Annotated in this window: 22 protein-coding genes; 9 read left to right on the top strand and 13 right to left on the bottom strand. The window is 62.6% G+C overall.

The genetic code is table 11. The features are described 5' to 3' along the window. Window positions 1–133: 133 nt before the first annotated feature. The gene (gene ttcA / locus ACJO3T_RS09105) at window positions 134–1,039 is read left to right on the top strand and encodes a tRNA 2-thiocytidine(32) synthetase TtcA (protein ID WP_406964781.1); all 906 of its coding nucleotides are present in this window, start codon (window positions 134–136) and stop codon (window positions 1,037–1,039) included. Between the two features lie 81 nt (window positions 1,040–1,120). Here the strand turns inward: ttcA and ACJO3T_RS09100 are convergent, their stop codons facing one another. The 9 genes from ACJO3T_RS09100 to ACJO3T_RS09060 all read right to left on the bottom strand — a co-directional run bounded on the left by ACJO3T_RS09100 (window position 1,121) and on the right by ACJO3T_RS09060 (window position 13,613). Beyond that, complete coding sequence (locus ACJO3T_RS09100; RefSeq protein ID WP_406964517.1) at window positions 1,121–1,870, bottom strand: response regulator; 750 nt, start codon at window positions 1,868–1,870, stop codon at window positions 1,121–1,123. A 186-nt stretch (window positions 1,871–2,056) separates the two neighbouring features. Next, on the bottom strand, window positions 2,057–2,779 hold the full coding sequence (locus ACJO3T_RS09095; RefSeq protein WP_406964519.1) for a sensor histidine kinase: 723 nt from the start codon (window positions 2,777–2,779) through the stop codon (window positions 2,057–2,059). After that, complete coding sequence (locus ACJO3T_RS09090) at window positions 2,772–4,424, bottom strand: tetratricopeptide repeat protein (RefSeq protein ID WP_406964520.1); 1,653 nt, start codon at window positions 4,422–4,424, stop codon at window positions 2,772–2,774. Before ACJO3T_RS09090 ends, ACJO3T_RS09095 begins: the two co-directional genes overlap by 8 nt. After that, window positions 4,421–7,936: a PAS domain-containing hybrid sensor histidine kinase/response regulator gene (locus tag ACJO3T_RS09085; RefSeq protein WP_406978347.1), complete on the bottom strand. Its 3,516-nt coding sequence runs from the start codon at window positions 7,934–7,936 to the stop codon at window positions 4,421–4,423. The genes ACJO3T_RS09090 and ACJO3T_RS09085 overlap by 4 nt, the downstream gene beginning before the upstream one ends. Before the next feature lie 26 nt (window positions 7,937–7,962). Further along, window positions 7,963–8,466: a hypothetical protein gene (locus ACJO3T_RS09080; protein ID WP_406978346.1), complete on the bottom strand. Its 504-nt coding sequence runs from the start codon at window positions 8,464–8,466 to the stop codon at window positions 7,963–7,965. Window positions 8,467–8,617: 151 nt separating this feature from the next. Further along, entirely contained in the window at window positions 8,618–10,387 is a 1,770-nt protein-coding gene (locus ACJO3T_RS09075) for a sodium:solute symporter family protein (protein WP_406964524.1), read from the bottom strand. Between the two features lie 4 nt (window positions 10,388–10,391). Beyond that, entirely contained in the window at window positions 10,392–10,658 is a 267-nt protein-coding gene (locus ACJO3T_RS09070) for a DUF4212 domain-containing protein (protein WP_406964525.1), read from the bottom strand. 320 nt (window positions 10,659–10,978) lie between these two features. Beyond that, the gene (locus ACJO3T_RS09065; protein WP_406978345.1) at window positions 10,979–11,686 is read right to left on the bottom strand and encodes a 3'-5' exonuclease; all 708 of its coding nucleotides are present in this window, start codon (window positions 11,684–11,686) and stop codon (window positions 10,979–10,981) included. Between the two features lie 13 nt (window positions 11,687–11,699). Beyond that, the gene (locus ACJO3T_RS09060) at window positions 11,700–13,613 is read right to left on the bottom strand and encodes a putative nucleotidyltransferase substrate binding domain-containing protein (protein WP_406978344.1); all 1,914 of its coding nucleotides are present in this window, start codon (window positions 13,611–13,613) and stop codon (window positions 11,700–11,702) included. 210 nt (window positions 13,614–13,823) lie between these two features. Here ACJO3T_RS09060 and smrA point away from each other — a divergent pair, with 210 nt between their 5' ends. From smrA to ACJO3T_RS09030, 6 genes are read left to right on the top strand one after another with little or no spacing between them, the layout of a single operon-like run. Next, window positions 13,824–14,405: a DNA endonuclease SmrA gene (smrA, locus tag ACJO3T_RS09055; protein ID WP_406978343.1), complete on the top strand. Its 582-nt coding sequence runs from the start codon at window positions 13,824–13,826 to the stop codon at window positions 14,403–14,405. A 26-nt stretch (window positions 14,406–14,431) separates the two neighbouring features. After that, the gene (locus ACJO3T_RS09050) at window positions 14,432–14,671 is read left to right on the top strand and encodes a lipoprotein (protein WP_406978342.1); all 240 of its coding nucleotides are present in this window, start codon (window positions 14,432–14,434) and stop codon (window positions 14,669–14,671) included. Next, window positions 14,668–15,303: a methylthioribulose 1-phosphate dehydratase gene (locus ACJO3T_RS09045; protein WP_406978341.1), complete on the top strand. Its 636-nt coding sequence runs from the start codon at window positions 14,668–14,670 to the stop codon at window positions 15,301–15,303. Before ACJO3T_RS09050 ends, ACJO3T_RS09045 begins: the two co-directional genes overlap by 4 nt. Then, the gene (locus ACJO3T_RS09040) at window positions 15,300–15,857 is read left to right on the top strand and encodes a 1,2-dihydroxy-3-keto-5-methylthiopentene dioxygenase (protein ID WP_406964535.1); all 558 of its coding nucleotides are present in this window, start codon (window positions 15,300–15,302) and stop codon (window positions 15,855–15,857) included. The genes ACJO3T_RS09045 and ACJO3T_RS09040 overlap by 4 nt, the downstream gene beginning before the upstream one ends. Further along, the gene (gene mtnC / locus ACJO3T_RS09035) at window positions 15,857–16,555 is read left to right on the top strand and encodes an acireductone synthase (protein WP_406978438.1); all 699 of its coding nucleotides are present in this window, start codon (window positions 15,857–15,859) and stop codon (window positions 16,553–16,555) included. The genes ACJO3T_RS09040 and mtnC overlap by 1 nt, the downstream gene beginning before the upstream one ends. After that, complete coding sequence (locus tag ACJO3T_RS09030; protein WP_406978340.1) at window positions 16,530–17,606, top strand: DUF3080 domain-containing protein; 1,077 nt, start codon at window positions 16,530–16,532, stop codon at window positions 17,604–17,606. Before mtnC ends, ACJO3T_RS09030 begins: the two co-directional genes overlap by 26 nt. 28 nt (window positions 17,607–17,634) lie before the next feature. Here ACJO3T_RS09030 and tfpB read toward each other — a convergent pair whose 3' ends face one another. The 4 genes from tfpB to arsC are packed head-to-tail and all read right to left on the bottom strand — an operon-like array spanning window position 17,635 to window position 20,856. Next, a complete protein-coding gene (tfpB, locus tag ACJO3T_RS09025; protein WP_406978339.1) occupies window positions 17,635–19,419 on the bottom strand; it encodes a type IV pilus assembly ATPase TfpB in 1,785 nt (594 codons plus the stop codon). 20 nt (window positions 19,420–19,439) lie between these two features. After that, entirely contained in the window at window positions 19,440–19,790 is a 351-nt protein-coding gene (locus ACJO3T_RS09020; protein WP_406978338.1) for a DUF2069 domain-containing protein, read from the bottom strand. Window positions 19,791–19,831: 41 nt separating this feature from the next. Next, window positions 19,832–20,446 carry an NAD(P)H:quinone oxidoreductase gene (gene wrbA / locus ACJO3T_RS09015; RefSeq protein WP_406978337.1) on the bottom strand — a complete coding sequence of 205 codons (615 nt, stop codon included), beginning with the start codon at window positions 20,444–20,446 and terminating at the stop codon, window positions 19,832–19,834. Between the two features lie 41 nt (window positions 20,447–20,487). Next, complete coding sequence (gene arsC, locus ACJO3T_RS09010; RefSeq protein ID WP_406978336.1) at window positions 20,488–20,856, bottom strand: arsenate reductase (glutaredoxin); 369 nt, start codon at window positions 20,854–20,856, stop codon at window positions 20,488–20,490. A 75-nt stretch (window positions 20,857–20,931) separates the two neighbouring features. On the opposite strand from arsC, the gene ACJO3T_RS09005 reads away from it, so the two are divergent. Continuing rightward, entirely contained in the window at window positions 20,932–21,411 is a 480-nt protein-coding gene (locus tag ACJO3T_RS09005; RefSeq protein WP_406964542.1) for a TlpA disulfide reductase family protein, read from the top strand. A gap of 58 nt (window positions 21,412–21,469) precedes the next feature. Then, the gene (gene dnaE / locus ACJO3T_RS09000) at window positions 21,470–24,952 is read left to right on the top strand and encodes a DNA polymerase III subunit alpha (protein WP_406964544.1); all 3,483 of its coding nucleotides are present in this window, start codon (window positions 21,470–21,472) and stop codon (window positions 24,950–24,952) included. Window positions 24,953–24,976 lie beyond the last annotated feature (24 nt).

Genomic DNA, 24,976 nt, shown 5'->3' with positions numbered 1-24,976 from the left:
CCCAAGGGAACCGGACTATCGTGGCATTTACGGGGGGTGGATACCTGACGGGAGCAGCCCGCCTCCGGTATAATCGCCGCCTGTTTATTCACCATCTTTCCACCATGGCCACAGGTTGATTATGTCTGATGTGATGACGCCGGAAGCGGTATCCGATACACCGGCCAGCGAAGCCGAACGCAAGCGCAAGCTGGAGACGAACAAGCTCCAGAAGCGGTTGCGGCGGGAAACCGGGCAGGCCATCCAGGATTTCCGGATGATCGAATCCGGTGACCGGGTCATGGTGTGCCTGTCCGGGGGCAAGGATTCCTACACCATGCTGGATATCCTGATGAACCTGCAGAAGAGTGCCCCGGTGCCCTTCGAGCTGATTGCCGTCAACCTGGACCAGAAGCAGCCGGGCTTTCCCGAGCACGTGTTGCCTGAGTACCTGTCCGCCCTGGGGATCGAGTACCACATCATTGAGAAGGACACCTACAGCATCGTCAAGGAGAAGGTGCCTGAGGGTAAGACCACCTGCGGCCTGTGCTCGCGCCTGCGACGGGGTATCCTCTATAACTTCGCCGAGGAACAGGGCATCACCAAGATTGCCCTGGGCCACCACCGGGACGACCTGCTGGAAACCCTGTTCCTGAACATGTTCTACGGTGGCAAGATGAAGTCCATGCCGCCCAAGCTGTTCAGCGATGATGGCCGCAACACGGTGATTCGCCCTCTGGCCTACAGCCGGGAGAAGGACATCGCCCGCTATGCGGCATTGCGGGAATACCCGATCATTCCCTGCAACCTGTGCGGCTCCCAGGAGAACCTCCAGCGCCAGGTGGTCAAGGACATGCTCCAGCAGTGGGACAAACAGCATCCCGGTCGCATTGAGACCATGTTCCGCGCCATGTGCAATGTGGAGCCGTCGCACCTGGCGGACAACACCCTGTACGACTTCGAGAACGGACGCTCAATCGTCGGCGGGAAAGCCGAGCCGGTGCAGCAGGCCGCCGAGCCGGAGCGTGACTACGGTCGTCTGGATGTGCTGAACCTCTGACGTCGGGCCGGTCCTGCAGACCAGAAAGGGCGATCATCTGATCGCCCTTTTCGTATCCGGATGGTGGCCGGCGGCCCCGGGTCAGTTATTACCCCCGCCCCCGATCAGTTCCATCAGCCCGCCAATCATCTGGCTGATCAGGCCCAACTGGGTATTCAGCCCGTCCACGGTTTCCGACACGCTGTTGATCTGCAGGCCCAGGAACAGGGCCACCAGCACGAATACCACGGTGGTGAGCATCCACAACCGGCGGACCTTGCCCACCCGGTTCTCCAGTTCCTCCTGGAACTGGGCGTCCACCCGGGCCATGTGCTGCTTCATCGCGCGGATGTCCTCGTTGGCCTCCTCGTAGGCAATTTCAAGGGTGGACAGGCGCCCGGTCAGGCGGCGAAGGTAGGACTGGTCGGCTACGGTCTGGTAGGGGCTCAGCACCGGTGCCGCGAACTCGGGTTCATCGTCACTTTCCGCCAGGATGGTATCGATCATCTGGACCAGCTGTTCCCGCTCCACCTGCTTGCCGATGACACCGGCCGCGCCGTGGGCCTTGGCGTCCTGTATGTAGCGGTCGGCATTCTGGGAAGTGTACATGAACACCGGAATGTCCTTGCTCTCCGGGCGGCTCTTGAACTTCTCCAGGGCCTCGAAGCCGTTCATGCCCGGTAGCAGGTGATCCAGGAAGATCAGATCAAACTGCTCATGCTGAACCATGCTCAGGGCCTCTTCGGCCGAGCTGGCGCCCTTGCTGGTGAGGTCGGCTTTTTCCAGCAGCCGGGCGAGGATGATCCTGGCGGTGGAGGAATCATCAACAATGAGTGCGTTGCCACGGGGCATGGTGTTCTCCCTGTCTGTACGAGGGCCCTCGTATTGCCGCAGTGGGCGGCCTTGGCGGATCCTTGAGGGCTTGCCACACGTTAATTCCCGGTGACGGGCAATTCAAGTAGCCCGTCGCCAAATTGTGGCACAGGTCGGTGAATATGGCCCCGGTCCGATGGAGTCTCTTAAGACAGACGACGGGGCTCAGGGCAGCCAGATCTCGAATATCCCGCCGCCGAGCTCGCCGCCGTTGCGGAGTCTGATCTCGCCCCGCCGGTCACCGTTCTGGTGCAGGTGGGCGATGGCCGAGGCGAAATAGAGGCCCAGGCTGGTGGAGCCGGTGCTGAAGTCCGGCGCACGCCGCAGCGCGTCCGTGGCCCCCCGCATGTGGTCCGGGTAGCCGTTGCCGTCGTCCTCCACGCTGATTACCAACCAGCCGTCCTGCTCCCGGGCCGCCAGGCGGAGGCGGGAACGTGTGTAGCGAATGGCGTTGTTGAGTGTGCTGGTGATAATTCCGGCAACCAGTTCATCGTCGAAGAAGCCCACCGTATCGTCGTCTGCCAGGATCTCATGGCCGATGCCGTATCCGTCCAGCAGGGTTTCGTGGCGGGCGATCTGTTCGTGCAGGAAATCGGCTACATGCTGTTCGTCGCTGTGAGCGGACAGTTTGTGTTCGCCCAGGCGGTAGATGCCCAGCAACTGCACCAGGTCACTGTGGACCCGCTCGGCTTCGTACTGGAGGGTGTTCAGCCTGGGGTTCTCACCCTGAACCGCCTGCTGCTCCCCGCGGAGGTCTTCCAGGGTGCTGAGCAGCATGCCCAGGGAGTTCTTCATGTCATGCACCGCCGAGGCGATGACCATGGAGAAATCCGGCACCTTGATCTGACGCCGGTTGTCGTCGGTGGCTGAACGTGACGGGTCAGTCATTCAGGGTCTCCAGTTTCTTGCGCATCGCCTGGTAGCGGCGGTACTGACGATGTTGCGGGGGCAGGTTGTCCAGGGCATCCAGACATCTCCGGCACTGGGCCAGGGCATGATCACGGACAACCGTCGGGTCGCCGCTTTCCACCTGTTTCATTCGGATCTGGGTCAGGTTCAGGTTGAGGGCGGCGTGGCTGGGAACCACGTCCAGTGCCTGTTCGAAATGGCGTGCGGCGGCACCGAGCTCGCCCTTTTCATAGGCCTGTATGCCGTCCCGGTTGAGGGTGCGGGCCTGGAGACGCTGCTGCAGGCCCACCGGTTCGTCCATCAGGTTCTCGATCTGTTCGATAATGTCGCCCTGGCCCTCGAACCGCTGGGCCAGGGCGGCCAGTAGCTGTTCCGCCTCGCGATTCTGGCCGATGCGGTACATGGTCTTGGCCAGGTCGAGACCGGCGTCGGCGGACAGGGTGTCCTCCGGCAGGACGCTTCGGGCTTGCTCAAGGAATGACCGCGCCTTGTCGAGGTTGCCCCGTGCCGCCACGATACGGGCACGGACCAGCATGGTGCGGGGGCCGATGTCCGGCGCCTCCGGGAATTTGCGTTCCAGGTGCTTGAGAACCCGTATTGCTTCTTCCGCATACTCCTTGCCTTCGCCTGTGGGGTCGCCTTCACTCAGGTCGGTCAGTGATCGCCCCAGGGCCAGGTGATGGTCCGGGTGATCATGCACCGACCAGGTGCCGAGGCCAACGGTGCGGCGCCAGGCGTCGGTGGCCGTGTCCAGGTCCTGGTTCCGGGTGGCAAGCGCCGCCAGGTCCCGCTGCCGCAACAGGGCATTGGGGGACATTTCCGCAGCCCGCTGCAGGATTTTCTGGGCCTGGCCGGGCTTGCCGGTGCGTTTCAGGCTTTCCGCGAGCAGGTCATAGGCTTCCAGGTGATCCGGGTGATCGTCGATCAGCGATTTCAGGGCGGCTCCCGCCTCGTCGTGGAACCCCTCCGCCAGCAGTACGCGGGCCTTGCCCAGACGTGCCCAGGACAGGGCCCGTTGTCCCAGGATCTCGTCGTAGATCCTGCGGGCCTGGCCATAATCCCCCACCCGCACGTAGAGCTCCGCCAGGGTTTTGTAGATCCAGGAGCGGTGGCGCTGGTGGTGGGGCAGCAGTGCCAGGCATTGCTGGATGGCTTCCGGGTAGTCCTCCAGGTCCATCGCCCGGGTGATAGGCAGCAGGGCCTGTCGCCGTTCCACCAGGGCGCCCAGACGTTTGGCAAGCATGGCCTGGTTGATGGGCTTGGTCAGGTAGGCGTCGGGGTGGTACTCCCGGGCGCCCATGACCATCTCCCGGGACGTTTCCGCGGTGACCATCAGGAACAGCGAGGAGTGTTTCAGCAACCCGCGGTGCCGCAGTTCCTCCAGCACATGCTGGCCACTCTTGCCCTCGCCAAGGTTGTAGTTGCACAGGAGTACGTCGAACTGCTCGTAGGCACAGCGCTGGATGGCAACAGAGCCGTTATGCACTGGCTCGATCTTGTCCGCCCCCAGGGAACGCAACATCTGCCGCATGGAATTGCGGAAGTTCTCGAAGTCGTCGACGACCAGGAAGCGGAGTTTGCCGAAGTTGACTGGAGCGCCTGTTTCGCCGGATGAATTCATCATGAACGTTTCTTGATCAGTTTGTTGACCAGTGCCCGGAGTGCCGCCGGCTTCACTGGCTTATAGAGTACATGGTAGCCGCGATGGGCCGCATCTTCCCGGGCTTCCTCTCCAAGATAGCCGGTAATCAGTATGCCCGGAACCGGCTGGTCGAAGTCCTCCCTCAGGCTGTCCATGGCATCCAGGCCATTGCGGTCATCGTCAAGCTGGTAGTCCCCCAGCATGATGTCCGGGATTTCACCATTCAATGCCGTGCGAGCCTCTTCCAGGCTCAGGGCGGTGGTGGTACGGCAGTGCCAGTTGTCCAGCAGCGCCTGCATGCCTTCCAGGATGTGGGCATCGTTGTCGATACACAGTACGTGGAGCCCCTTGAGGGCCGACAGCCCCCGGCTGCCACTGCGGGGCGCCGCGGGTCTGGCCTGGCGCTTTTCCGGAGGCGCCAGGGGTACGGTGATGGTGAAGGTGCTGCCGCGACCCACCTGGGAATGCACGTTCACCGGGTGCCCCAGCATGCCGCTGATCCGGTCGACAATGGCCAGCCCCAGCCCGAGGCCTTTCTTGTCCCGGCCCTGGCGCAGGCGGCGGAACTCCTCAAAGATATGGGCCAGCTGGTCGTCGGGGATGCCGGGGCCGGTATCCCACACTTCAATTCGGATATAGCCCTTGAGCCGCCGACAGCCCAGCAGGATTCGCCCGCCATTTTCCGAATACCGGATGGCGTTGGACAGGAAGTTCTGCACTACCCGGCGCAGTAGCTTGGCGTCGGAGGTAACCCAGGTGGAGCTGGGAACCACAGTCAGTGTCAGCTCCTGGTCGGCCGCAATGGCGCTGAACTCGGTGGCCAGGTGCCGCAACATGTCATTGACCGGGAAGCTGGTGATATCCGGCTCCAGGGCGCCCGCATCCAGTTTGGAGATGTCCAGCAGGGTGCTGATGATTTCCTCGGCAGCGCCCAGGGAGCTGTCCAGGTGGCTGGCCAGTTCCCGGGTTTCGTCGGTGATCACCTTGTTCTGCAGGGCTGAGGCGAACAGACGGGCAGCGTTGAGCGGTTGCAGCAGGTCGTGGCTGGCGGAGGCCAGGAAACGGGTCTTGCTCTGGTTGGCCTGTTCCGCCACCGACTTGGCCTTGAGCATCTGTTCGTTGATCACCTGCAGCTCCTGGGTACGCTCCTTGACCCGCTGCTCCAGGTAGATATTGGTCTCCTTGAGGGCCTGTTCGGTGCGGCGTATGGAGGTGATGTCCTGGAAGGTGGTGACATAGCCCCCGCCGGGAATCGGGCTGCCCTCGATCTTCAGCACCGTGCCGTCCGGGCGGTGTCGCTCGTAGGACATGGGCCGACCCTGTTTCATGGCGCTGCAGCGGTCGTCGATAATCTCGTCGATGCGACGGGCCGGCAGGTTGGCGCTGGTCAGGTTATAGCGCATCAGGTCCTGTATGGGGCGTCCGGTGCGCACGTAGCCCTTGGGGTAGGAGAACAGTTCCAGGTAGCGGCGGTTCCAGACCACCAGCTGTTGCTGGTGATTGACCACGGACACCCCCAGACTGAGGTTCTCGATGGCGGATTGCAACAGCTCCCGGCTGAAGGTCATGGCCTGGGAAGCCTCATCGACAATGCTGACCACATCCTCGATCTGCATGTCGCGGCCGGTGAGGGTGGACTCCAGCACCACCCGGGCCGTAGAAGCGCCGATCACCGACGCCAACTGGCGCTCGATATAGCGCATCAGATGGCTGCTGGCGGGGCGCTGGGGTGCCAGGCGCATGGCGTTGCGCCGTTCGTAGTTGGTGAACAGGGCTTCCGCCCGTTCTTCCCCCATGAACCGTTCCGCCAGGGCCTGCAGGTCGGCGGTGAGCACCTCACCCTGCCAGACCTGTTGCTGGGAGGTTTCCGCCCGAGGGTGGGGTTCGTGGAAGAAGGAGGCGATCTGGATCTTTTCCCGCACCCTCTGGCGGGTGGTCATGGACAACAGTACATAGACCAGGGTGTTGAGTCCCAGGGACCAGATGATGCCATGGCTGATCATGTCCAGTTCCAGGCCCAGCAGGGCGGTGGGGCGGGTCCAGCCCAGCCCCCACAGACCCTGGTCGATCAGGGTGTCGCCGACCCAGCCGGTGGACGCGAGGGCGGGAATCAGCAGGGTATAGCACCAGGTGGCAAACCCCAGGGCGAGGCCCCAGATGGCGCCGTTGTAGTTACCCCGACGCCAGATGATGCCACCGATCAGTGACGGCCCGAACTGGGCTGCAGCGGCGAATGACAGCAGACCGAAGGCCGTGAGGCTGTAGTCCGCCCCCGCCAGTCGGTAGAAGCCGTAGGCGGTCATCAGCACCAGGAAGATGGTGACCCGGCGGATGCTCAGCAGCAGTCGACTGAGGTCGGTCTGGCGGTTCATCCGCGGGCGGAAGAACTTGAGCAGCCCCGGCATCACGATCTCGTTACTGACCATGGTGGCAATGGCCACTGAACACACGATCACCATGGCGGCTGCCGCCGACCCGCCGCCCAGGAAGGCCAGGATGGCGAGCCAGGTCTGTTCCTCCAGGATGGGCAGGCTGAGGATCAGCATGTCCGGATTCACGTTGGCGGTGTCGCTGTGCAACAGGCCGGCAGCGGCAATCGGCAGTACAAAGGCACTGGCAATCAGCAGATAGGCGGGCATCGCCCAGCGGGCGGTATTGAAATCCCGGTAGTCGGCGTTTTCCACGACCATCACATGAAACTGTCGTGGCAGGCACAGGATGGCCAGCATGGCGACAATGGTCTGGGTAATGAAGGCCGGCGCTTCCACGCCTTCCCAGGTAAGCTGGCCCACCAGATCCGCCTGCCGGACGTTGGCCAGCAGGTCACCAAAGCCTCCATACAGGCCGAAGCCGACGAACAGCCCCACCGCCACGAAGGCCACCAGTTTGATCACCGACTCGAAGGCCACGGCCTGGATCATGCCCCGGTGATGTTCGGTGGATTCCAGGTGACGGGTACCAAACAGAACCGTGAACACCGCCAGCACCAGGGTGATATACCAGGCGGAATCACTCCAGGCGGCCTGGTTGACGGCCTCACTGGCGCCATTCTCCGACAGCACGCTGAAGCCCAGGGAGATGGCCTTAAGCTGCAACGCGATGTAGGGCACACTGCCAATCAGCGCGAAGACGGCGATCAGTGCCGCCAGGGACTGGGACTTGCCATAGCGGGAGGCGATAAAGTCGGCAATGGAAGTGCTGTTACTGCGCTTGCTGATGTAGATGATCCGGCGCAACAGCGGGGTGCCGAACAGGAAGACCAGCAGCGGTCCCAGGTAGATGGGCAGGAATGCCAATCCTTCCTGGGTGGCCCGGCCCACGGCCCCATAGAAGGTCCACGACGTGAAGTACACCGCCAGCGACAGGGCATAGACGTGTTGGCGGGCCAGTCTGTTGCGGTACAGGCCCGGGTGACGGTCGCCGGCCCAGGCAATGGCAAACAGCAGGGAGATGTAGGCAATGGAAATGACTACCAGTAGCCAGACACTGATCATCTCCGGTTACTCCCTGTTCAGCGGATTCAGTCGCATACTTCCTGCAGCAGGGTGTTGTCCGTGGCCAGCTTGCGCATCTGGTCGGTATCCGGGGAGCCGTCTTCGGCCATGGCGACCAGTTCGCGGCTGGGGCAGTTCAGCAGCCAGGTGCCCTTGGAGACCCGCCCGCCGTAGGTCTGGCGGAAATGGTAAAGCTGGAAACGGGCCGTGTCGGTGTTGGCCGGATTGCGGCTGACGCTGCTTTCGTCCAGCACGGTAATGCGGTTGATCTGGGGGAAGAAAAAGCTCCACGGACGCCAGAACTCCGCCTGTGATTCGGTGGCGACCACTATGGATTCCGCCGGCATACGGGCGGTCATCTGGTCGTACCAGTGGTATTCCATGTAGATCTGATAGCCCATCATGCCCAGGCCCGCAAACACCGGTATCAGCCAACGGGGTGCTTTCCTGGCGGTGGCGGTGCGGATGCCCATGGCGATGCCCGCGGCGGCAAAGCCACAGACGATGGTTGCAACTAGATTCCAGAACATAGTGTTTCCTCTGGGAGGCATCGACGCCCCCGGACCCGGGGTCCTGTGTTGGGGGATTGTCGGGGCCTGAAAAAAACGGGCCTCCTGAAAAGGAGGCCCGTCCTGGATCAACCCGTTCAGATTCGAGTCTGAATGCGGGACGTATTATGTCTTAGTGATCCAGTGCCTTGCCAGCACCGCGCGGATAGCGAACGCTTTCCACCAGTTCCTGGATTTCCACCGGCGGCTCCTCGGTGGCGTTGGACACCACGAAGGCCACGATGAAGTTCACCAGGGCACCCACGGCGCCGATGGACAGCGGGGAAATACCCAGTACCCAGGCGTCGGCGGTATCCGGCAGGTTATTGGTGCCGGGGATGAACAGCCAGCCCTTGTACACGAAGATGTACACCAGGGTGAAGCCCAGGCCGCACAGCATGCCGGCAACGGCCCCCTTGTTGTTCACCCGCTTGGAGAAGATACCCATCATCAGGGCGGGGAACAGGGATGCGGCGGCGATACCGAAGGCCAGTGCCACCACCTGTGCCGCGAACCCGGGTGGGTTGGCGCCAAGATAGGTGGCCACCACGATGGCTACCGCCATGGCGATACGGGCCGCCAGCAGTTCGCCTTTCTCCGTGATGTTGGGGTTAATGGCCCCCTTGATCAGGTCATGACTGATGGCGGACGAGATCGCCAGCAACAGACCCGCCGCCGTCGACAGGGCCGCTGCCAGACCGCCGGCGGCGATCAGGCCGATCACCCAGCCGGGCAGGTTGGCAATCTCCGGGTTCGCCAGTACCAGGATATCCCGGTTGTAGGAGAACTCGTTGCCTTCCCAGCCACGGGCCTGGGCCTCGTCGGCAAAGTCTGCGTTGGCGTCGTTGTAGTACTGGATGCGTCCGTCGCCGTTCTTGTCCTCATAGGTGATCAGACCGGTGACTTCCCACTCCTGGATCCACTGCGGACGCTCATCGTATTCGATGGGCTGTGCCGCCGGACCTTCCGGATAGATGGTGGTCATCAGGTTCAGGCGCGCCATGGAGGCAACCGCCGGGGCGGTCAGGTACAGCAGCGCGATGAACACCAGGGCCCAGCCGGCGGACCAGCGGGCGTCAGCCACCTTGGGTACGGTGAAGAAGCGGATGATAACGTGGGGCAGACCGGCGGTACCGATCATCAGCGACAGGGTGAACAGCACCATGTTGAGCTTGTTGTCCACGTCGGCGGTATAGGACGCAAAACCAAGGTCGGTGACGACCTGGTTCAGTTTGTCCAGGACCGGCATGCCGGACTGGGTGTGCTCGGAGAACATGGCCAGTGCCGGAATCGGGTTACCGGTCAGTTCAATGGCAATGAAGATCGCCGGAATGGTGTAGGCGATGATCAGCACACAGTACTGGGCCACCTGGGTGTAGGTGATGCCCTTCATACCACCGAGTACGGCGTAGATGAAGACCACCACGGCGGCAATCATCAGACCGGTGGTGGCGTCCACCTCCAGGAACCGGGAGAAGGCCACACCGGCACCGGCCATCTGACCGATAACGTAGGTGACCGAGGCCACGATCAGGCATACCACCGCCACCAGGCGGGCGTTACGGCTGTAGAACCGGTCGCCGATAAACTCCGGCACCGTGAACTTGCCGAACTTCCGCAGGTACGGAGCCAGCAGCATGGCCAGCAGCACGTAACCGCCGGTCCACCCCATGAGGAAGGTGGAGTTGGCGTAACCACCGGCGGCAATCAGGCCCGCCATGGAGATAAAGGATGCCGCTGACATCCAGTCCGCACCGATCGCGGCGCCGTTGGTGATCGGGTGAACACCGCCACCGGCCACGTAGAAATCGCTGGTGCTGCCAGCCTTGGCCCACACTGCGATGAGGATATACAGGAGGAACGAGCCCCCGACGAAAATGAGGTTAATCGCAAATTGACTCATCGGGTTAGTCCTCCTCGGCCAGACCGAATTGCTGATCCAGCTTGTTCATACGCCAGGCGTAGAAGAAGATCAGGGCAATAAAGGTCAGGATGGAGCCCTGCTGGGCAAACCAGAACCCGAGGTCGGTGCCGCCAACCGGAATGCCGGCGAGCACGGGGCGTAGCAGGATGGCGAAGCCGTAGGATACGAGGGCCCACACGATCAGGCATCCCAGTATCAGACGCAGGTTCGCCTTCCAGTACTGAACAGCATTGCTGCTTGCGTCAGACATAACAGGTCTCCTGTTTTGTTTTTGTAGGATTTAGACGCTTGTAGATTGGAGAAGAGAAAAAGCCAGTACGGCCAACGTCCCACCCTTTGCCGGCGGGGCCCTGACCGGACCTTTCCTTGTGATGCAACCAAGAGAGATTGTTGTTCACGGGTTATTCTCCTGCTGGTTACCATCACTGACTTTACCTGTCGGGAAGTTAATGGATATTGGCAAAAGGTCTAAGTAGGTCGCTATCGCACACAAGTCGTTGGTTGAAGGGGATTTACGGGGCTTCGGAAGAGACCGCCGGGGGCGGTTTTCAGGCGTCTGTGAGAGGCGTGTCACATCCTGTGCAGGGTCTTCAGGCGCTGGTAGTAACGCAGTCTCTGGTGGAGATCGTCCAGGGTGACCACGCCCTGGCGGCGTGCCTCGCGGAAAGCGATCAGTGACAGCTCGGCGGTGGCCAGGGCATCGGCGGCGGCGTGGTGCCGGGCGGCGATATCCAGGTTGAAGTGCTCGACCCAGTGATCCAGTCGCTTGCAGCTCTCCCGGGCCTCGGGGAAGAAGGCGGGCATGAGTTCGGCCACGTCCACCCAGGTGTGTTGCTGGGTGTACCCCAGTTGTCGGCGCAGGGCCTTTTCCAGGAACTTGCGGTCGAAAGCCGAATGGAAGGCCAGGATCGGGTTGCCATTCATCCATTCCAGCAGGTGCAGCAATGCGTCCCGGGTTTCGTGACCTTTGGTCAGTGCCTCCGGACCGATGCCATGGATCAGCACCGTCTCGCGGATATCCAGTTCCGGGCGCCGGAGGATCAGGTCAAACTGGTCGGCAAGGGGGATGGCCAACCGGTCGATGGTCACGGCACCAACAGCGATCACCCTGTCCTTCGCCGGGTTCAGGCCGGTCGTCTCCAGGTCCAGCACGATAAGCCGGAGATTCTCAAGGCGCTGGTCTCCGGCGGCCCGGGGCGCCGGCAGATGGCCCAGGTCGTGGTATTCCGCCGGCCCGGTGAGTTTGTCGTTGAGCCAGGTTTTCAGCTTGTCCAGCATGGTGACGGCGATCCTACAACTGATAGGTGACTTCCAGCTTCTGCTGGAGCCGCTGGGCCTGGCGGAAGGATTCCCGCAGGATACGCCGATCCAGGGGGTTAAGGTTGTCCGGATTGATGTAGTTGGACAGCTCCTCCCCGTTCTTCAGCTGTTCCTGGTGGGCCCGCATGCGGATGGCCTGGATCAGGCTGTAGGCCTCCTGCCAGGCGTTGGCGTCCTTGTCGTCGAAGATCCCCTTTTTCACCAGTTCCGCCATGCGCTCCAGGGTGTTGGCGGTGGCCACACCATGGGCCAGGGCAAATACCCGCACCGCTTCCACGAACGGGGCCAGGCCCTGGCGTTTCAGGTCCAGGCTGCGGCGGTCGCCATCCGGAGCATAACGGAAGCCCCGGAAGATGTTCAGTGGCGGCTTCCGTTGCAGGGCGTTACCCGCCAGCATTTTCTGGAACAGGGCGTTCTTGCGGATGCGGGTAAGCACCAGGTCCAGCAGGTCGTTCAGGGGCTCCATGGGGCCGAACACCGCCCGCATGTCCAGGAAAATGGAGGAATACACCAGGTTCTGGGGCGTGGAGGCGTCGATAAACCTCAGAAACCAGTCATCCCACTCCTCGATACTCAGGCACAGCCTGGGATTACTGGCCATGATATTGCCCTTGCACCAGGTGAATCCGCATTGTGCCAGTTCCCTGTTGACGGTCTCGGCAAAGGGCAGCAGTTTCTCCCGCACCTGGTCCGGGGTCATGCCTTCCGGTGTGGTGAAGAGAATGCCGTTGTCCTGGTCGGTCAGCAGGGTCTGTTCCTGGCGGCCCTCGCTGCCGAAGGTCAGCCAGGTGAAGGGAATGCCCGGGTCACGGGTTTTCAGGTTCAGCTCCAGTACCCGGCGCACGGTGATGTCGTTAAGGGTGGTGATGATCTTCACCACCTGCCCGGAATCGGCGCCATGGGCCAGCATGGCATCCACCAGCCTGGAGACATCGTTCCTCAGGGTTATCAGGGTCTGGAGATGGGTGGCCGTGCCGATGGCCCGGGCCAGGTGGACCGGGTCGACCCGCTGCAGGGCGAACAGGTCCCGCTCCGACACCACGCCAATCAGGCAATCCTCGTCGTCCACCACGCAGATGTGGGCAAAGTGATGCTCCGCCATGAGCATGGCCGCCTCAAAGGCATCGGCACTGGCCGGCAGCCGGTGGGGGTTGGTGGTCATCATCTGGCCGATGGGGGTGTCCAGGGTGCAGCGTTCCTCCGCCACTACCGAACGCAGATCCCTGAGCGTGAAAATGCCCTTGGGGTGGCGCTGATCGTCGGTAATGATGATGCTGCCCACGCTGTTGTCATGCATCTTCGCCACGGCCTTGCGTATAGGCAGGTCCGGCGAGCAGACAATCGGGTTGCGCAGTGCATAGCGCTCCAGGGGCGTGTCCAGGGAGTTGGAGGAGCCCAGCGATGCCATGGCGCCGGACTGGATGCGCTGGTTGACCTGGTCAAGCAGGCTGCTGACGCCCCGCAGGCAGAAGTCCCGGAAGCTCTCGCTCTCGGAGAACAGGGTGACAAAGTGCTGGTGATCCAGGGACAGGCAGAAGGTATCGCCGGAGGCACGGTGCAGGGTCTGGGTGGGGCGCTCCCCGATCAGCGCCGCCAGTGGGAAGCATTCACCCCGGCTGATCTCGAAGGTGGTTTCCGGTTCGCCGGTCTTGGTGTTGATCCGCTCGCCCCGGATACGCCCCTGCTTGACCACGTTGAAGGTCCTGACCGGTCCGTCCTCCGGCGACAGGACCGTATCGCCATCGGCAAAGAACTGAAGGCTGGCGTGTTCGGCGAACAGGGCCAGGTGACCGTCGTCCATGCCGGAGAAAGGGGCGTGTTCCCGGAGGAAGGCCATGATTGACCGGGTGTTCTGGGGTAATGTGGCTTCCTGGTCCTGGGTCATGAACTCTGCACTCTTGTTATTGTCTATAGGAACTGGTCCAGTGGCGGCTTTGGGCAGTGTAACCCAATATGTGACGTTTCAGCGTCGGCCTTTGGTCGTATTATAACCAGCCAGGGTGCTGAACCGCTTATCATCGTCCGTTGTCGCTTTATGCCCCGGAGGGCCGGTGGTAAAGTGCCGGTTGAATCGAGCTCACCCTGAACCAGTACCATGACGTCAAAAGATGAGCGACTGCTGTTCCTGGAACAGATGAAAGATGTCCGCCGTATCCGGCGGCCGAACCGGGCGGAGGTGTCCACCCCGAAGGAACTGACGCCGGGTCACCTGGAACGTCAGCGGGCCGCCGTTGATGCCCAGGTCCGGGATGCCAATCCGCTGACGGCCTCGGATGTGGACCCCCTGACCGCCCACGACATCCTGAGCTGGCAACGGCCCGGTATCCAGCATGGTGTGTTTCGCAAGCTCAGGCTGGGGCAGTACCCCATCGAGGCCCGCCTGGACCTGCACCGGATGACGGTGGAGGAGGCCCGGCGGGAGGTGTTCGGTTTCGTGAAGGATTGCGTGCGCTATGGGTTGCGTTCGGTGATCATCCTGCACGGCAAGGGCGAGCGTAATCCCGACGGCATCGCCCAGCTCAAGAGTTACCTGGCCCGATGGCTGCCGGAGCTGGACGAGGTCCTGGCCTTTCATTCGGCCCAGAAGCATCATGGTGGCACCGGTGCGGTCTACGTCATGGTGCGCAAGAGTGATCAGCAGAAACAGCGCAACCGGGAAATACACGGGGCGCGATAGTCATTGACCAATGAGGTGAGAGTGGCATGAGAAAGCTGTTTGTAGTGGTTTTGGCGGCGATTGCACTGGCCGGCTGTCAGGGCCGTGCCATCTGGAATGACAACGGCAAGGTCGAGGAGGCCACGTCCGACCGCGAGGTGTGGGATGATAACGGCGAACTGGAGGATGCCACCACCAATCGCGAGGTCTGGGACTCCAACGGCAGGATGGATACCGATGGCCGCAAGATCTGGAACGATTCCGAAGGCAATCCGGTAGTCCAGTGACCAGCGCCTTTGACCTTGCCCGCTACAGTCGGGCAGCCCGGGAAATCTGCGAGGCGGGTGCTTTCCTGTACCAGCAGGGATGGTCCCCGGCCACCAGCAGCAATTATTCCAGTCGTATCGGCGATGGCCATGTGGCCATTACGGTGTCCGGTCGCCACAAGGGCCAGTTGACCGAGGCCGATGTCATGGTGGTGGACCTGGCCGGTGCACCGGTCCAGAGCGACAGCCGGCCATCGGCGGAAACCCTGCTGCATACCGTGATCTATCGGGACCGGCCGGACATCGGCGCAGTACTGCATACTCATTCGGTGAAGGCCACGGTGCTGAGCCGGCTGGTCAGTGAGGGCGATGCCCTTATACTGAAAGACTACGAGTTGCAGAAGGCCTTCGCTGGCGTCGATACCCACGAGGGCCAGGTGGTGGTGCCGGTGTTTGCCAATACCCAGGACATTCCGGCCCTGGCGGCAGAGGCCGGGCAGTGGCTGTCGGAGAATCCCGGCCAGCCGGGTTACCTGATCCGGGGCCATGGCCTCTATACCTGGGGCCGGGACATGAACGAATGCCTGCGCCATGTGGAGGCGTTTGAATTCCTGTTTGAATGTGAACTTGAAACCATGAGGGTCCGCGGATGACGACGCTGAGCATCTTTCACCAGAACCAGCCGGACACCCCCGAGCAGGTGGTGGAGAATCCCGCTGAGATTGCCCGGCTGCTGGGCGAGCAGGGCATACGCTTCGAGCGCTGGCCGACCCGGGCATTGCCCGCCGATGCCAGCCAGGACGATATCCTCGAGGCCTATACCGACGAGGTGGAACACCTTAAGCGGGAAGGTGGGTTTGCCACCGCCGATGTGGTCAGCCTGACGGCGGACAACCCCCAGAAGGAAGCCTTCCGCCAGAAGTTCCTGGATGAACACACCCACAGCGAGGACGAGGTGCGTTTCTTCGTGCGGGGGCAGGGGCTTTTCTACCTTCACCTGGGCGACCGGGTCTATGCCGTGCTTTGCCGCAGGAACGACCTGATCAGCGTGCCCCATGGCACCCGCCACTGGTTTGATATGGGCCCCGAACCGGAATTCACCTGCATCCGGCTGTTTACCAACCCGGAAGGATGGGTGGCGGAATTTACCGGGGAAGACATTGCCAATCGTCTGCCCCGTTATGAGCGTCTTGCCGGAGCCGCATGATGATTCGCGTGATCCTGACCGACATCGAGGGCACCACCAGCTCCATTGCCTTTGTGCATGAGGTGCTGTTTCCCTACGCCCGTGAACATATGGGTGAGTTCGTCCGCGACTGGCAGCACGAGGATCCAGCCGTGGGGGAGCAGCTTGACGAGGTGGCCCGGGTGTCCGGTTGCGAGCGTGATGATATCGACGGCCTGGTCCGCACCCTGGAGCAGTGGATTGACGGGGATCGCAAGGAAACCAGCCTGAAGACCCTGCAGGGCATGCTGTGGGAGCAGGGCTACCAGCATGGCGATTTTGATGGCCATGTCTATCCGGATGCCGCCGAATACCTCCGCTTCTGGCATGACCGGGGCCTCCGCCTGTATGTGTATTCGTCCGGGTCGGTCAAGGCGCAGAAGCTGATTTTCGGGTTTTCCAACGAGGGTGACCTGACCCCCTTCTTCAGCGGCTACTTCGATACCAACGTTGGTGGCAAGAAGGAAGCGACCTCCTACCACAACATTGTTGACCAGCTGGGCGTTGAGCCGGCAACTGTGCTGTTCCTGTCTGATGTGGAGGCGGAGCTGGAAGCCGCCGAGGCCGCCGGGCTTCAGACCTGCTGGCTGGTCCGGGACGGGGACCTGCCGGAGACAGTGGCGCGCCCCGTGGCCCGGGATTTCTGTGAGGTTGATGGATTGCTGCTACCCCATCACTAGGAACCAGCAACGGTTTATCCGGAGTCTGGTTCTGCTCCTGGCCCTCCTGACACTGGCGGGCTGCAACCCGTTCGGTGCCCCGGAATCCATGATGGACGAGTACGTGGAGAGGACCGCCCGCGTACTGGACCAATCTTACGAACTCTCCCCCATTCCCGCTACCGACCCATTGCCCAGGCGCCGTGACCGGGTCCTGGACATGCCTGGGGTAGAGCTGGGCATGCTGGATTTCCTGTCCCTGTTCGGCTGTGAGCTGCAGGTGGTGGCCGGGGAGCGGGCCTCAGTGCTGGGGCGGGTCATGCAGCCCGCCAACCGCCTGCGCTATGAGGTCCGGTTCATCGAAACCGCCGGCGACTGCCTGCCGGAGATTGCCGACGACACCCTGCGGGACGAGGTGGCGCAGGCGGTGGAGAGCAAGCGGGGGTCACTGCCCATCGCGGTATGGAACGCCACCTGGGGCGTGGAGGAGGTGGAGGGCCTGTTCACCCGCACCGAAGGGCCTTATCCCCTGGCACCGGAAACCGGGATCACCAACCTGGCGACGGACCTGAAAACCCTGAACACCATGCTGATGCCCCTGCTGCAAGGTAATACCGACGTTGACCTGGAGCCGTTGGGGGCCATCCACCAGCAATGGCAGGCCCACCAGGCCGCCGGCCAGTTGATCCTCAGCGCCCGCCTGCTGACCACCCGCCTGGACGACGCCAGCGACGTCATCGAGTCCCGTCTTCAGGGGCGCCCCCTGTGCCTGGACGGCAAGCCCAACAACCAGTCGGACATTGTCCAGGGGATGTTCTTCAGCGTGTTTGTCGAGCGGGTGCAGCCCTATCTCGCGCAGGTGCGCCGGGGCCGCGATGACATCATTCGCCCATTGGCGCGCTTGGCGGAACGGCAGCAGTCGGTCATGCCGGACAGCTTCCGGCCATGGTATGAGCGCTACCTGAGGCTGGACGGTGATTCGCTATGGGCCGAGCTGGACGCCAGCCAGCAGCGGCATATTGAACTCTGGCAGCGGCAGCTGGAGCAGTGTGGGTTGCGGCCCGGGGCCTGAACGCTCGGAGGTCATTCCCGCCTGGCGATTACCGCTGACTCTCGGGCGTCACCCGCAGCACCTCCTCGATGGTGGTCTGCCCGGCGGCCACCTTCTGGGCGCCACTCAGTCGCAGTGACTTCATGCCATCCTTGTAGGCGTCCAGGCGCAGTTGCTCCAGCTCGCAGCGGTCATTGATCTGCCCGGCGATGGTACGGGACAGGCCCAGGATCTCGTAGACGCCGGCGCGGCCCAGGTAGCCGGTGTCCCGGCATTCCAGGCAACCGACGGGCTGGTAGACCTGCTTTGGCATGGGGGCCTTCCACGGGCGGGTCAGGGTGGTCCAGGCTTCGTCTTCCAGCGGTGCCGGCTTCTTGCAGTGGGGGCACAGCAGCCGGACCAGGCGCTGGGCCATGGCGCCGATGACCGTGGCGCGGATCAGGTAGGGCGGTATGCCCAGTTCCAGCAGGCGCGTAAAGGCGCTGGGAGCGTCGTTGGTGTGCAGGGTGGAAAGCACCAGGTGGCCGGTAAGGGCCGCCTGCACCGCCATTTCGGCGGTTTCCAGGTCGCGGATCTCACCGATCATGATGATGTCCGGGTCCTGGCGCAGCAGGGCCCGGACGCCGGAGGCGAAGGTCAGTTCGATATTGTGCTGTACCTGCATCTGGTTGAAGGCCGGCTCCACCATCTCGATGGGGTCCTCGATAGTGCAGATGTTCTGGTCCGGGGACGCCAGTGTCTTCAGGGTGGAGTAGAGCGTGGTGGTCTTGCCGGAGCCGGTGGGGCCGGTCACCAGTACGATGCCGTGGGGGCGGCTGGTCATCTCGTGCCAGCGTTCCCGGTCTTCGCCGGAGAAGCCCAGTTGTTCGAAGGTCTTGAGCAGCACTTCCGGGTCGAAGATCCGCAGCACCATCTTCTCGCCAAAGGCGGTGGGCATGGTGGCCAGGCGCAGTTCCACCTCGCTGTTGTCGGGCTTGCGGGTCTTGATGCGACCGTCCTGGGGCCGGCGTTTCTCTGCCACGTTCAGGCGCCCCAGGATCTTCAGGCGGCTGGTGACCGCCACGCCCACCTGTTCCGGAAACTCGTAGACATTATGCAGCACCCCGTCAATGCGGAAGCGCACCCGGGTCAGGTCCCGCCGGGGTTCGATGTGAATGTCGCTGGCCCGCTGGTCGAAGGCGTATTGCAGCAACCAGTCGACGATCTTCACCACGTGCTGGTCATTGGCGTCGTGACTGGTTCCCTGGCCAATGTCCAGCAGTTGCTCGAAGTTGTGCAGGTTGCCGGCGGCGCTACCCTGCTGGCCACCGGCCTTGCTGACGGAATTGGCCAGTTGGTAGAACTCCACCGTGTAGCGGCGGATGGATTCCGGGTTGGCCACTACCCGCTTCAGGGGGCGCTGCAAGACATGGCGGAGGTTGGCTTCCCAGTCGCTCTTGAAGGGTTCGGCGCTGGCAATGACCGCTTCCTGATCGGTGACTTCCACCGCCAGGATATGGTGGCGCTGGGCAAAGGCATAAGACATCGCCCGGGCAATGGCCGGGGTGTCAATCTTCAGGGGATCGATATGGTAGTAAGGCTGTTGTGACCACTCCGCCAGCCAGCGGGTAAGGCGTTCCAGGTCCAGGGCCCGATGATCCTTCTGGCTGGTGAGCCGGGCAATGGCGATGACCTCCAGCGGATGCCGGGCCTCGGCACTCGCGCCCAGGTTGGCTGCCAGCACCCGTTCGGCATCCTCGCGGCTGACTTCACCGGTGTCCGCCAGGGCGTTGCACAGTTCCCTCAGGGTGAGGGTGTGCTCCGGGCGGGTCTCGCGGGCCAGGGTCTCGGACATTGACTACCTCGTGTGTGCGATCAGGGCCGATTCACCTTAAGGTGAACCATGGCAACAGTAAACAGCGAAACACTGAGCACCGCCATCAGAACCGGCATTGGCTTCCCCTCGCTCAGCCAGGCGGTGACCACGGCCTGGGTGAAGTAGAAGATCAGCACGAAGCTCATCCAGATATAGCCCCGGTTGTGCCCCCGAAACACCACCAGCGCAAAAGGTAGCAATGGCAGGAGTTTGACCGACAGCATCAGTACCACCGATACGTCCTCCACCTGGTCAGGCCAGAAGGTGGTGACCACCAGCAGGGCGAGGAACAGGGTATACAGTGTGGCGGCGATGCCACGGGTTTTCTTCGCGTTTTCAGAATACAGCATGGTGTTTCCTGACAGGGTAGCAGGTGGTTGGTTCCAGCGGCTTAATCCGCGAGTTTCAGGGCCAGTCGGGCCAGTCGCTCGCCGAAGGTCTGGCAGATGGTCTTCTCATGGTCACTGACCGCATGCCGGGTGTCGGTGCCCGCCCAGTGTGACGGGCCGTAGGGCGTGCCGCCGGAGGTGGTGGCCGACAGGGCCTGTTCGCTGTAGGGCACCCCGCACAGCACCATGCCGTGGTGCAGCAGGGGCATCATCATGGTCAGCAGGGTGGACTCCTGGCCGCCGTGAAGACTGCCGGTAGACGTGAAGGCCCCGGCGGGCCGGCCGGCGAGGGTGCCACTCACCCACAGGTCACCGGTGCCATCCAGGAAATACTTGAGCGGCGCCGCCATATTGCCAAAGCGGGTGGGGCTGCCGATGGCCAGGCCCGCACAGTTGGCCAGGTCGTCGCGGGTGGCCCAGGGGGCGCCCTCGTCCGGCACTGCCGGCTGGGAGGCCTCGGTATCCGGGGACACCGGTGGCACCGCACGGATCCTTGCCTCGATACCCCCGACCCGTGCAATGCCCCGGGCGATCTGTTGGGCCAGGGTCGCGGTCTGGCCGGTGCGGCTGTAGTAGAGGACCAGCACGTAGGGCTGCTCCGGTTGTGCATTGGACATGGGAGGCTCCGGTTCCTGGCCGTCTGGTAACTGGGAAAAGGTCAGATCAGTGCCAACACGTTCTCGGGCGGCCGCCCCATGGTGGCCCTGCCATCATGGGTCACAATAGGACGCTCGATCAGTCTGGGGTTGGCGCTCAGGGCCGCCAGCAACTGGTCGTCGGAGAGGTCGGGGTTATCCAGGCCCAGTTCCTTGTATTCCTTTTCCTTTACCCGGATGATGTCCCGCACCGAGCAGCCCAGGGCCTTCACCAGGGCGGCCAGTTCCTCAGGCGAGGGCGGCGTATCCAGGTATTTCACCACCTCCGGTGCGAGGCCGTTTCCCTCCATCAGAGCCAGGGTCTGCCGGGACTTGGAGCAACGGGGGTTGTGATAGATGCGGGTATGGTCAAGTAATGTGTTATCAGCCATATCGGGTTCTGGTTCTCTGCCAATGATTACCTGGGAAGTGTACGATCAGGGCTGCCAAGTCTATCAGGAGGTGTGATGGGGAAGTACCCTGTTCTCTGTATCCTTTTGTCCGCCATGGTCCTGCTGACTGCCTGCAGTGACCCATCGACATCCGCAGACGCCGGAGATGCCAGTCCAACCCTGGCGATGGCAAGCGGGGAGTCCCTGGGCTGGGCGTCGCTGCGGGGCGACTGGGTATTGGTCAACTACTGGGCGGAGTGGTGTAAGCCCTGCCTGGAGGAAATTCCCGAACTTAACGCCGTGGACGCCCGTGAAGGCGTGACCGTGCTGGCGGTGAACTTTGATGGTGTCACCGGGGCGGAGTTGCTGGAGCTGGGCCAGCGCATGGGGATCGACTTCACCATGCTGGCCGACAACCCGGCCCCCGCCCTGGGCTGGGACATGCCCCAGGGGCTGCCTGCCACCTTCCTGGTGGACCCTGACGGTGAGCTGCGTGACACCCTGCTCGGGGCACAGACTGAGGACGGGCTGCTGGCCCGTATCGGGCGGGACTGATACCTCCCTTTGCGTTAGAATCCGATAACCAGATTGCACACCGGGAACACGAGATCTTATGAGTCAGAATTTTGTCCACCTCCGCGTCCACTCCGAGTATTCCATGGTGGACGGCCTGATCCGGGTCAAGCCACTGATCAACCGGGTGAAGGAGCTGGGCATGCCCGCGGTGGGGCTCACCGAGCAGTCCAATATGTGCTCCTTGGTGCGTTTCTACAAGGCGGCCATGGGGGCGGGGGTCAAGCCCCTTCCGGGAGCCGATCTGTGGCTGGAAAACCCGGATGAACCGGATAACCCGTTCCGTATTACGTTGCTGGCCCGTAACCAGGACGGTTACCTGAACCTGACGGAAATCATCTCCCTCGGCTACACCGAAGGTCAGCGCTACGGCAAGCCCATTATTACCCGGGCGTGGCTGGAATCGCGCCGCGAGGGGTTGATCGCCCTGTCCGGCGCCAAACTGGGTGACGTGGGCAGGGCCCTGCTGGCCGGCAAGACCGACCTGGCCCGGGATCGCCTGCGCTACTGGCTGGAACTCTATCCCGACAGTTATTACCTGGAGTTGCAGCGCACCGGTCGTGCCGGTGACGAGGACTGCCTCCACGCCAGTGTGGAACTGGCGGCGGAACTCGGTTGCCCGGTGGTGGCCACCAACGATGTCCACTTCCTGGAAGCGGAGGACTTCGAGGCCCATGAGGCCCGGGTCTGCATCGGCGAGAGTCGCACCCTGGCGGACCCGCGCCGGGAGCGCCGTTTCAGCGACCAGCAGTACCTGCGCAGTGCGGAGGAGATGGTCGAGCTGTTCGAGGACATTCCCGAAGCCATTGAGAACACCGTGGAAATCGCCCGCCGCTGCAGCGTGCCGGTGCGAATGGGTGAGTACTTCCTGCCCAACTATCCCATCCCCGATGGCATGACCATGGATGACTTCTTCCGCAAGGTGTCCGAGGAGGGCCTGGAAGAACGACTGAAAACCATCCTCAACCCGGACGACCCGGACTACGAAGAGCGGCGGGCGGCGTACTTCAAACGCCTGAACTTTGAGCTGGATATCATCATCCAGATGGGGTTCCCCGGCTACTTCCTGATCGTGATGGACTTCATCAAGTGGGCCAAGAACAACGGTGTGCCGGTAGGCCCGGGTCGGGGTTCCGGTGCCGGCTCCCTGGTGGCCTACGCCCAGCTCATCACCGACCTGGACCCGCTGCAGTACGACCTGCTGTTCGAGCGCTTCCTCAACCCGGAACGGGTCTCCATGCCCGACTTCGACGTGGACTTTTGCATGGAGGGCCGTGACCGGGTCATTGACTATGTGGCGGAGAAGTACGGTCGCGAGGCGGTGTCCCAGATCATCACCTTCGGTACCATGGCCGCCAAGGCGGTGGTGCGTGACGTGGCCCGGGTGCAGGGCAAGTCCTACGGTCTGGCGGACCGGCTCTCCAAGATGATTCCCTTCGAGCCGGGCATGACCCTGGAGAAGGCGCTGGAGCAGGAAGAGCAGTTACGGGACTTCCTAGAGCAGGACGAGGAAGCCCAGGAAATCTGGGAGATGGCCCTGAAGCTCGAAGGGGTGTGCCGGAATGCCGGCAAGCACGCCGGGGGTGTGGTGATCGCGCCCACCAAGATCACCGATTTCTCGCCGCTGTATTGTGATGACGAGGGCGGCAGCCTGGTTACCCAGTTCGACAAGGGGGACGTGGAAGATGCCGGCCTGGTGAAGTTCGACTTCCTGGGGCTGCGGACCCTGACCATCATCGACTGGGCCCTGAAGATGATCAATCCCCGCCGGCAGAAGCGGGGCGAGGCGGAGCTGGATATCAACGACATCCCGCTGGATGACGTACCCTCCTTCGACATGCTCAAGAAGGCGGAAACCACCGCCGTGTTCCAGCTGGAATCCCGGGGCATGAAGGACCTGATCCGCCGCCTGCAGCCGGACTCCCTGGAGGATATGATCGCCCTGGTGGCCCTGTTCCGTCCGGGCCCGTTGCAATCCGGCATGGTGGACGACTTCATCGACCGGAAGCACGGTCGCCAGCCCATGTCCTTCCCGCACCCCGATTACCAGTACGAGGGCCTGAAACCGGTACTTGAGCCCACCTACGGGGTCATCCTGTACCAGGAGCAGGTCATGCAGATCGCTCAGGTGATGGCCGGCTACACCCTGGGTGGCGCGGACATGCTGCGCCGGGCCATGGGCAAGAAGAAACCGGAGGAGATGGCCAAGCAGAAGGCCATCTTCCTGGAGGGCTGTGCCAATAATGGCATCGACAAGACCCTGGCGGAGAACATCTTCGACCTGGTGGAAAAGTTCGCCGGCTACGGCTTCAACAAGTCCCACTCGGCGGCCTACGCCCTGGTGTCCTACCAGACCCTGTGGCTGAAGGCCCATTACCCGGCGGAGTTCATGGCGGCGGTGCTCACCGCCGATATGCAGAACACCGACAAGGTAGTGACCCTGGTGGAGGAATGCCGGGCCATGGGGCTGGACCTGGTGCTGCCGGATGTCAGCACCTCCGAGTACACCTTCACGGTGAACGACGAGGGTCAGATCGTCTACGGTCTCGGCGCCATCAAGGGGCTGGGCGAAGGCCCCATCCAGAGCATCGTGGAGGCCCGACAGGACGGTGGCGCCTACGAGGACCTGTTCGATTTCTGCTGCCGGGTGGACCTGAAGAAGGTCAACAAGCGGGCCCTGGAAGCGCTGATCCGGGCCGGGGCCGTGGACAAGCTGGGGCCGGGCCGGGCGCAACTGATGGCCAGTATCGACAAGGCCATCCAGCAGGCAGGCCAGCAGTCGCGCAATGAATCCGTGGGTATGACTGACATGTTCGGCGATATCCTGGGCGGTGACGAGGGCGTTGATCCCTTCGCGGACGTGGCCCATGTACGGGAGTGGCCGGAGAAGGAGCGCCTGAAAGGCGAGAAGGACACCCTGGGTCTGTACCTGACCGGGCATCCGTTCGATGAATACGAGAAGGAGGTGCGTCGTTTCGTGCGCTCGTCCATCTCTGACCTGCAGCCGTCGCGGTCGCCCCAGCGGGTGGCGGGACTGATTGTCGCCCAGCGCACCATGAAGACCCGTACCGGCTCCACCATGTGCTTTGTCACCCTCGACGATCGCAGCGGTCGTATCGAGGCGACGCTGTTCTCCGAGGCCTTCAATGCCAACCGGGAGCTGCTGCAGTCGGACCAGGTGATCGTACTGGAAGGGCAGGTGAGTCACGACGACTACTCCGGCCAGATGAAGATGCGGGTCAGTTCGGTGATGGATGTGGCCACCGCCCGGCAGTCCTTCAGCCGGGGGTTGCAGCTGAAGCTGGAAGCGAAGCAGTTGCACAACGGTCTGCTCGACAAGCTGGACAATACCCTGCGGCCGTTCCGCAGCCAGGGCAGTCCGGTGTGGATCGAGTACGTGGGAGACGGCGCCAGTACCCGTATCGAGCTGGGGGAAACCTGGCGGGTACAGCCGGACGACAAGCTGCTCTACGAGCTGAAATACCTGGTGGGCGATAACCAGGTGGAACTGGTCTATGATTGATGGTGTTGATTCACATTAAGAACA

Origin of the sequence: Marinobacter shunpengi (assembly GCF_045449715.1) — a bacterium.
In the GTDB taxonomy this organism is placed as follows: domain Bacteria; phylum Pseudomonadota; class Gammaproteobacteria; order Pseudomonadales; family Oleiphilaceae; genus Marinobacter.
Note: the sequence above shows the minus strand (reverse complement) of the source record. Positions and strands in the feature narration are given on the sequence as shown.

What these genes read in the sequence shown, in the direction of transcription:
- ttcA (WP_406964781.1), top strand. Translation starts at nt 134, where the DNA reads ATGACGCCGGAAGCGGTATCCGATACACCGGCCAGCGAAGCCGAACGC.
- ACJO3T_RS09100 (WP_406964517.1), bottom strand. Translation starts at nt 1,870, where the DNA reads ATGCCCCGTGGCAACGCACTCATTGTTGATGATTCCTCCACCGCCAGG.
- ACJO3T_RS09095 (WP_406964519.1), bottom strand. Translation starts at nt 2,779, where the DNA reads ATGACTGACCCGTCACGTTCAGCCACCGACGACAACCGGCGTCAGATC.
- ACJO3T_RS09090 (WP_406964520.1), bottom strand. Translation starts at nt 4,424, where the DNA reads ATGATGAATTCATCCGGCGAAACAGGCGCTCCAGTCAACTTCGGCAAA.
- ACJO3T_RS09085 (WP_406978347.1), bottom strand. Translation starts at nt 7,936, where the DNA reads ATGATCAGTGTCTGGCTACTGGTAGTCATTTCCATTGCCTACATCTCC.
- ACJO3T_RS09080 (WP_406978346.1), bottom strand. Translation starts at nt 8,466, where the DNA reads ATGTTCTGGAATCTAGTTGCAACCATCGTCTGTGGCTTTGCCGCCGCG.
- ACJO3T_RS09075 (WP_406964524.1), bottom strand. Translation starts at nt 10,387, where the DNA reads ATGAGTCAATTTGCGATTAACCTCATTTTCGTCGGGGGCTCGTTCCTC.
- ACJO3T_RS09070 (WP_406964525.1), bottom strand. Translation starts at nt 10,658, where the DNA reads ATGTCTGACGCAAGCAGCAATGCTGTTCAGTACTGGAAGGCGAACCTG.
- ACJO3T_RS09065 (WP_406978345.1), bottom strand. Translation starts at nt 11,686, where the DNA reads ATGCTGGACAAGCTGAAAACCTGGCTCAACGACAAACTCACCGGGCCG.
- ACJO3T_RS09060 (WP_406978344.1), bottom strand. Translation starts at nt 13,613, where the DNA reads ATGACCCAGGACCAGGAAGCCACATTACCCCAGAACACCCGGTCAATC.
- smrA (WP_406978343.1), top strand. Translation starts at nt 13,824, where the DNA reads ATGACGTCAAAAGATGAGCGACTGCTGTTCCTGGAACAGATGAAAGAT.
- ACJO3T_RS09050 (WP_406978342.1), top strand. Translation starts at nt 14,432, where the DNA reads ATGAGAAAGCTGTTTGTAGTGGTTTTGGCGGCGATTGCACTGGCCGGC.
- ACJO3T_RS09040 (WP_406964535.1), top strand. Translation starts at nt 15,300, where the DNA reads ATGACGACGCTGAGCATCTTTCACCAGAACCAGCCGGACACCCCCGAG.
- mtnC (WP_406978438.1), top strand. Translation starts at nt 15,857, where the DNA reads ATGATTCGCGTGATCCTGACCGACATCGAGGGCACCACCAGCTCCATT.
- ACJO3T_RS09030 (WP_406978340.1), top strand. Translation starts at nt 16,530, where the DNA reads ATGGATTGCTGCTACCCCATCACTAGGAACCAGCAACGGTTTATCCGG.
- tfpB (WP_406978339.1), bottom strand. Translation starts at nt 19,419, where the DNA reads ATGTCCGAGACCCTGGCCCGCGAGACCCGCCCGGAGCACACCCTCACC.
- ACJO3T_RS09020 (WP_406978338.1), bottom strand. Translation starts at nt 19,790, where the DNA reads ATGCTGTATTCTGAAAACGCGAAGAAAACCCGTGGCATCGCCGCCACA.
- wrbA (WP_406978337.1), bottom strand. Translation starts at nt 20,446, where the DNA reads ATGTCCAATGCACAACCGGAGCAGCCCTACGTGCTGGTCCTCTACTAC.
- arsC (WP_406978336.1), bottom strand. Translation starts at nt 20,856, where the DNA reads ATGGCTGATAACACATTACTTGACCATACCCGCATCTATCACAACCCC.
- ACJO3T_RS09005 (WP_406964542.1), top strand. Translation starts at nt 20,932, where the DNA reads ATGGGGAAGTACCCTGTTCTCTGTATCCTTTTGTCCGCCATGGTCCTG.
- dnaE (WP_406964544.1), top strand. Translation starts at nt 21,470, where the DNA reads ATGAGTCAGAATTTTGTCCACCTCCGCGTCCACTCCGAGTATTCCATG.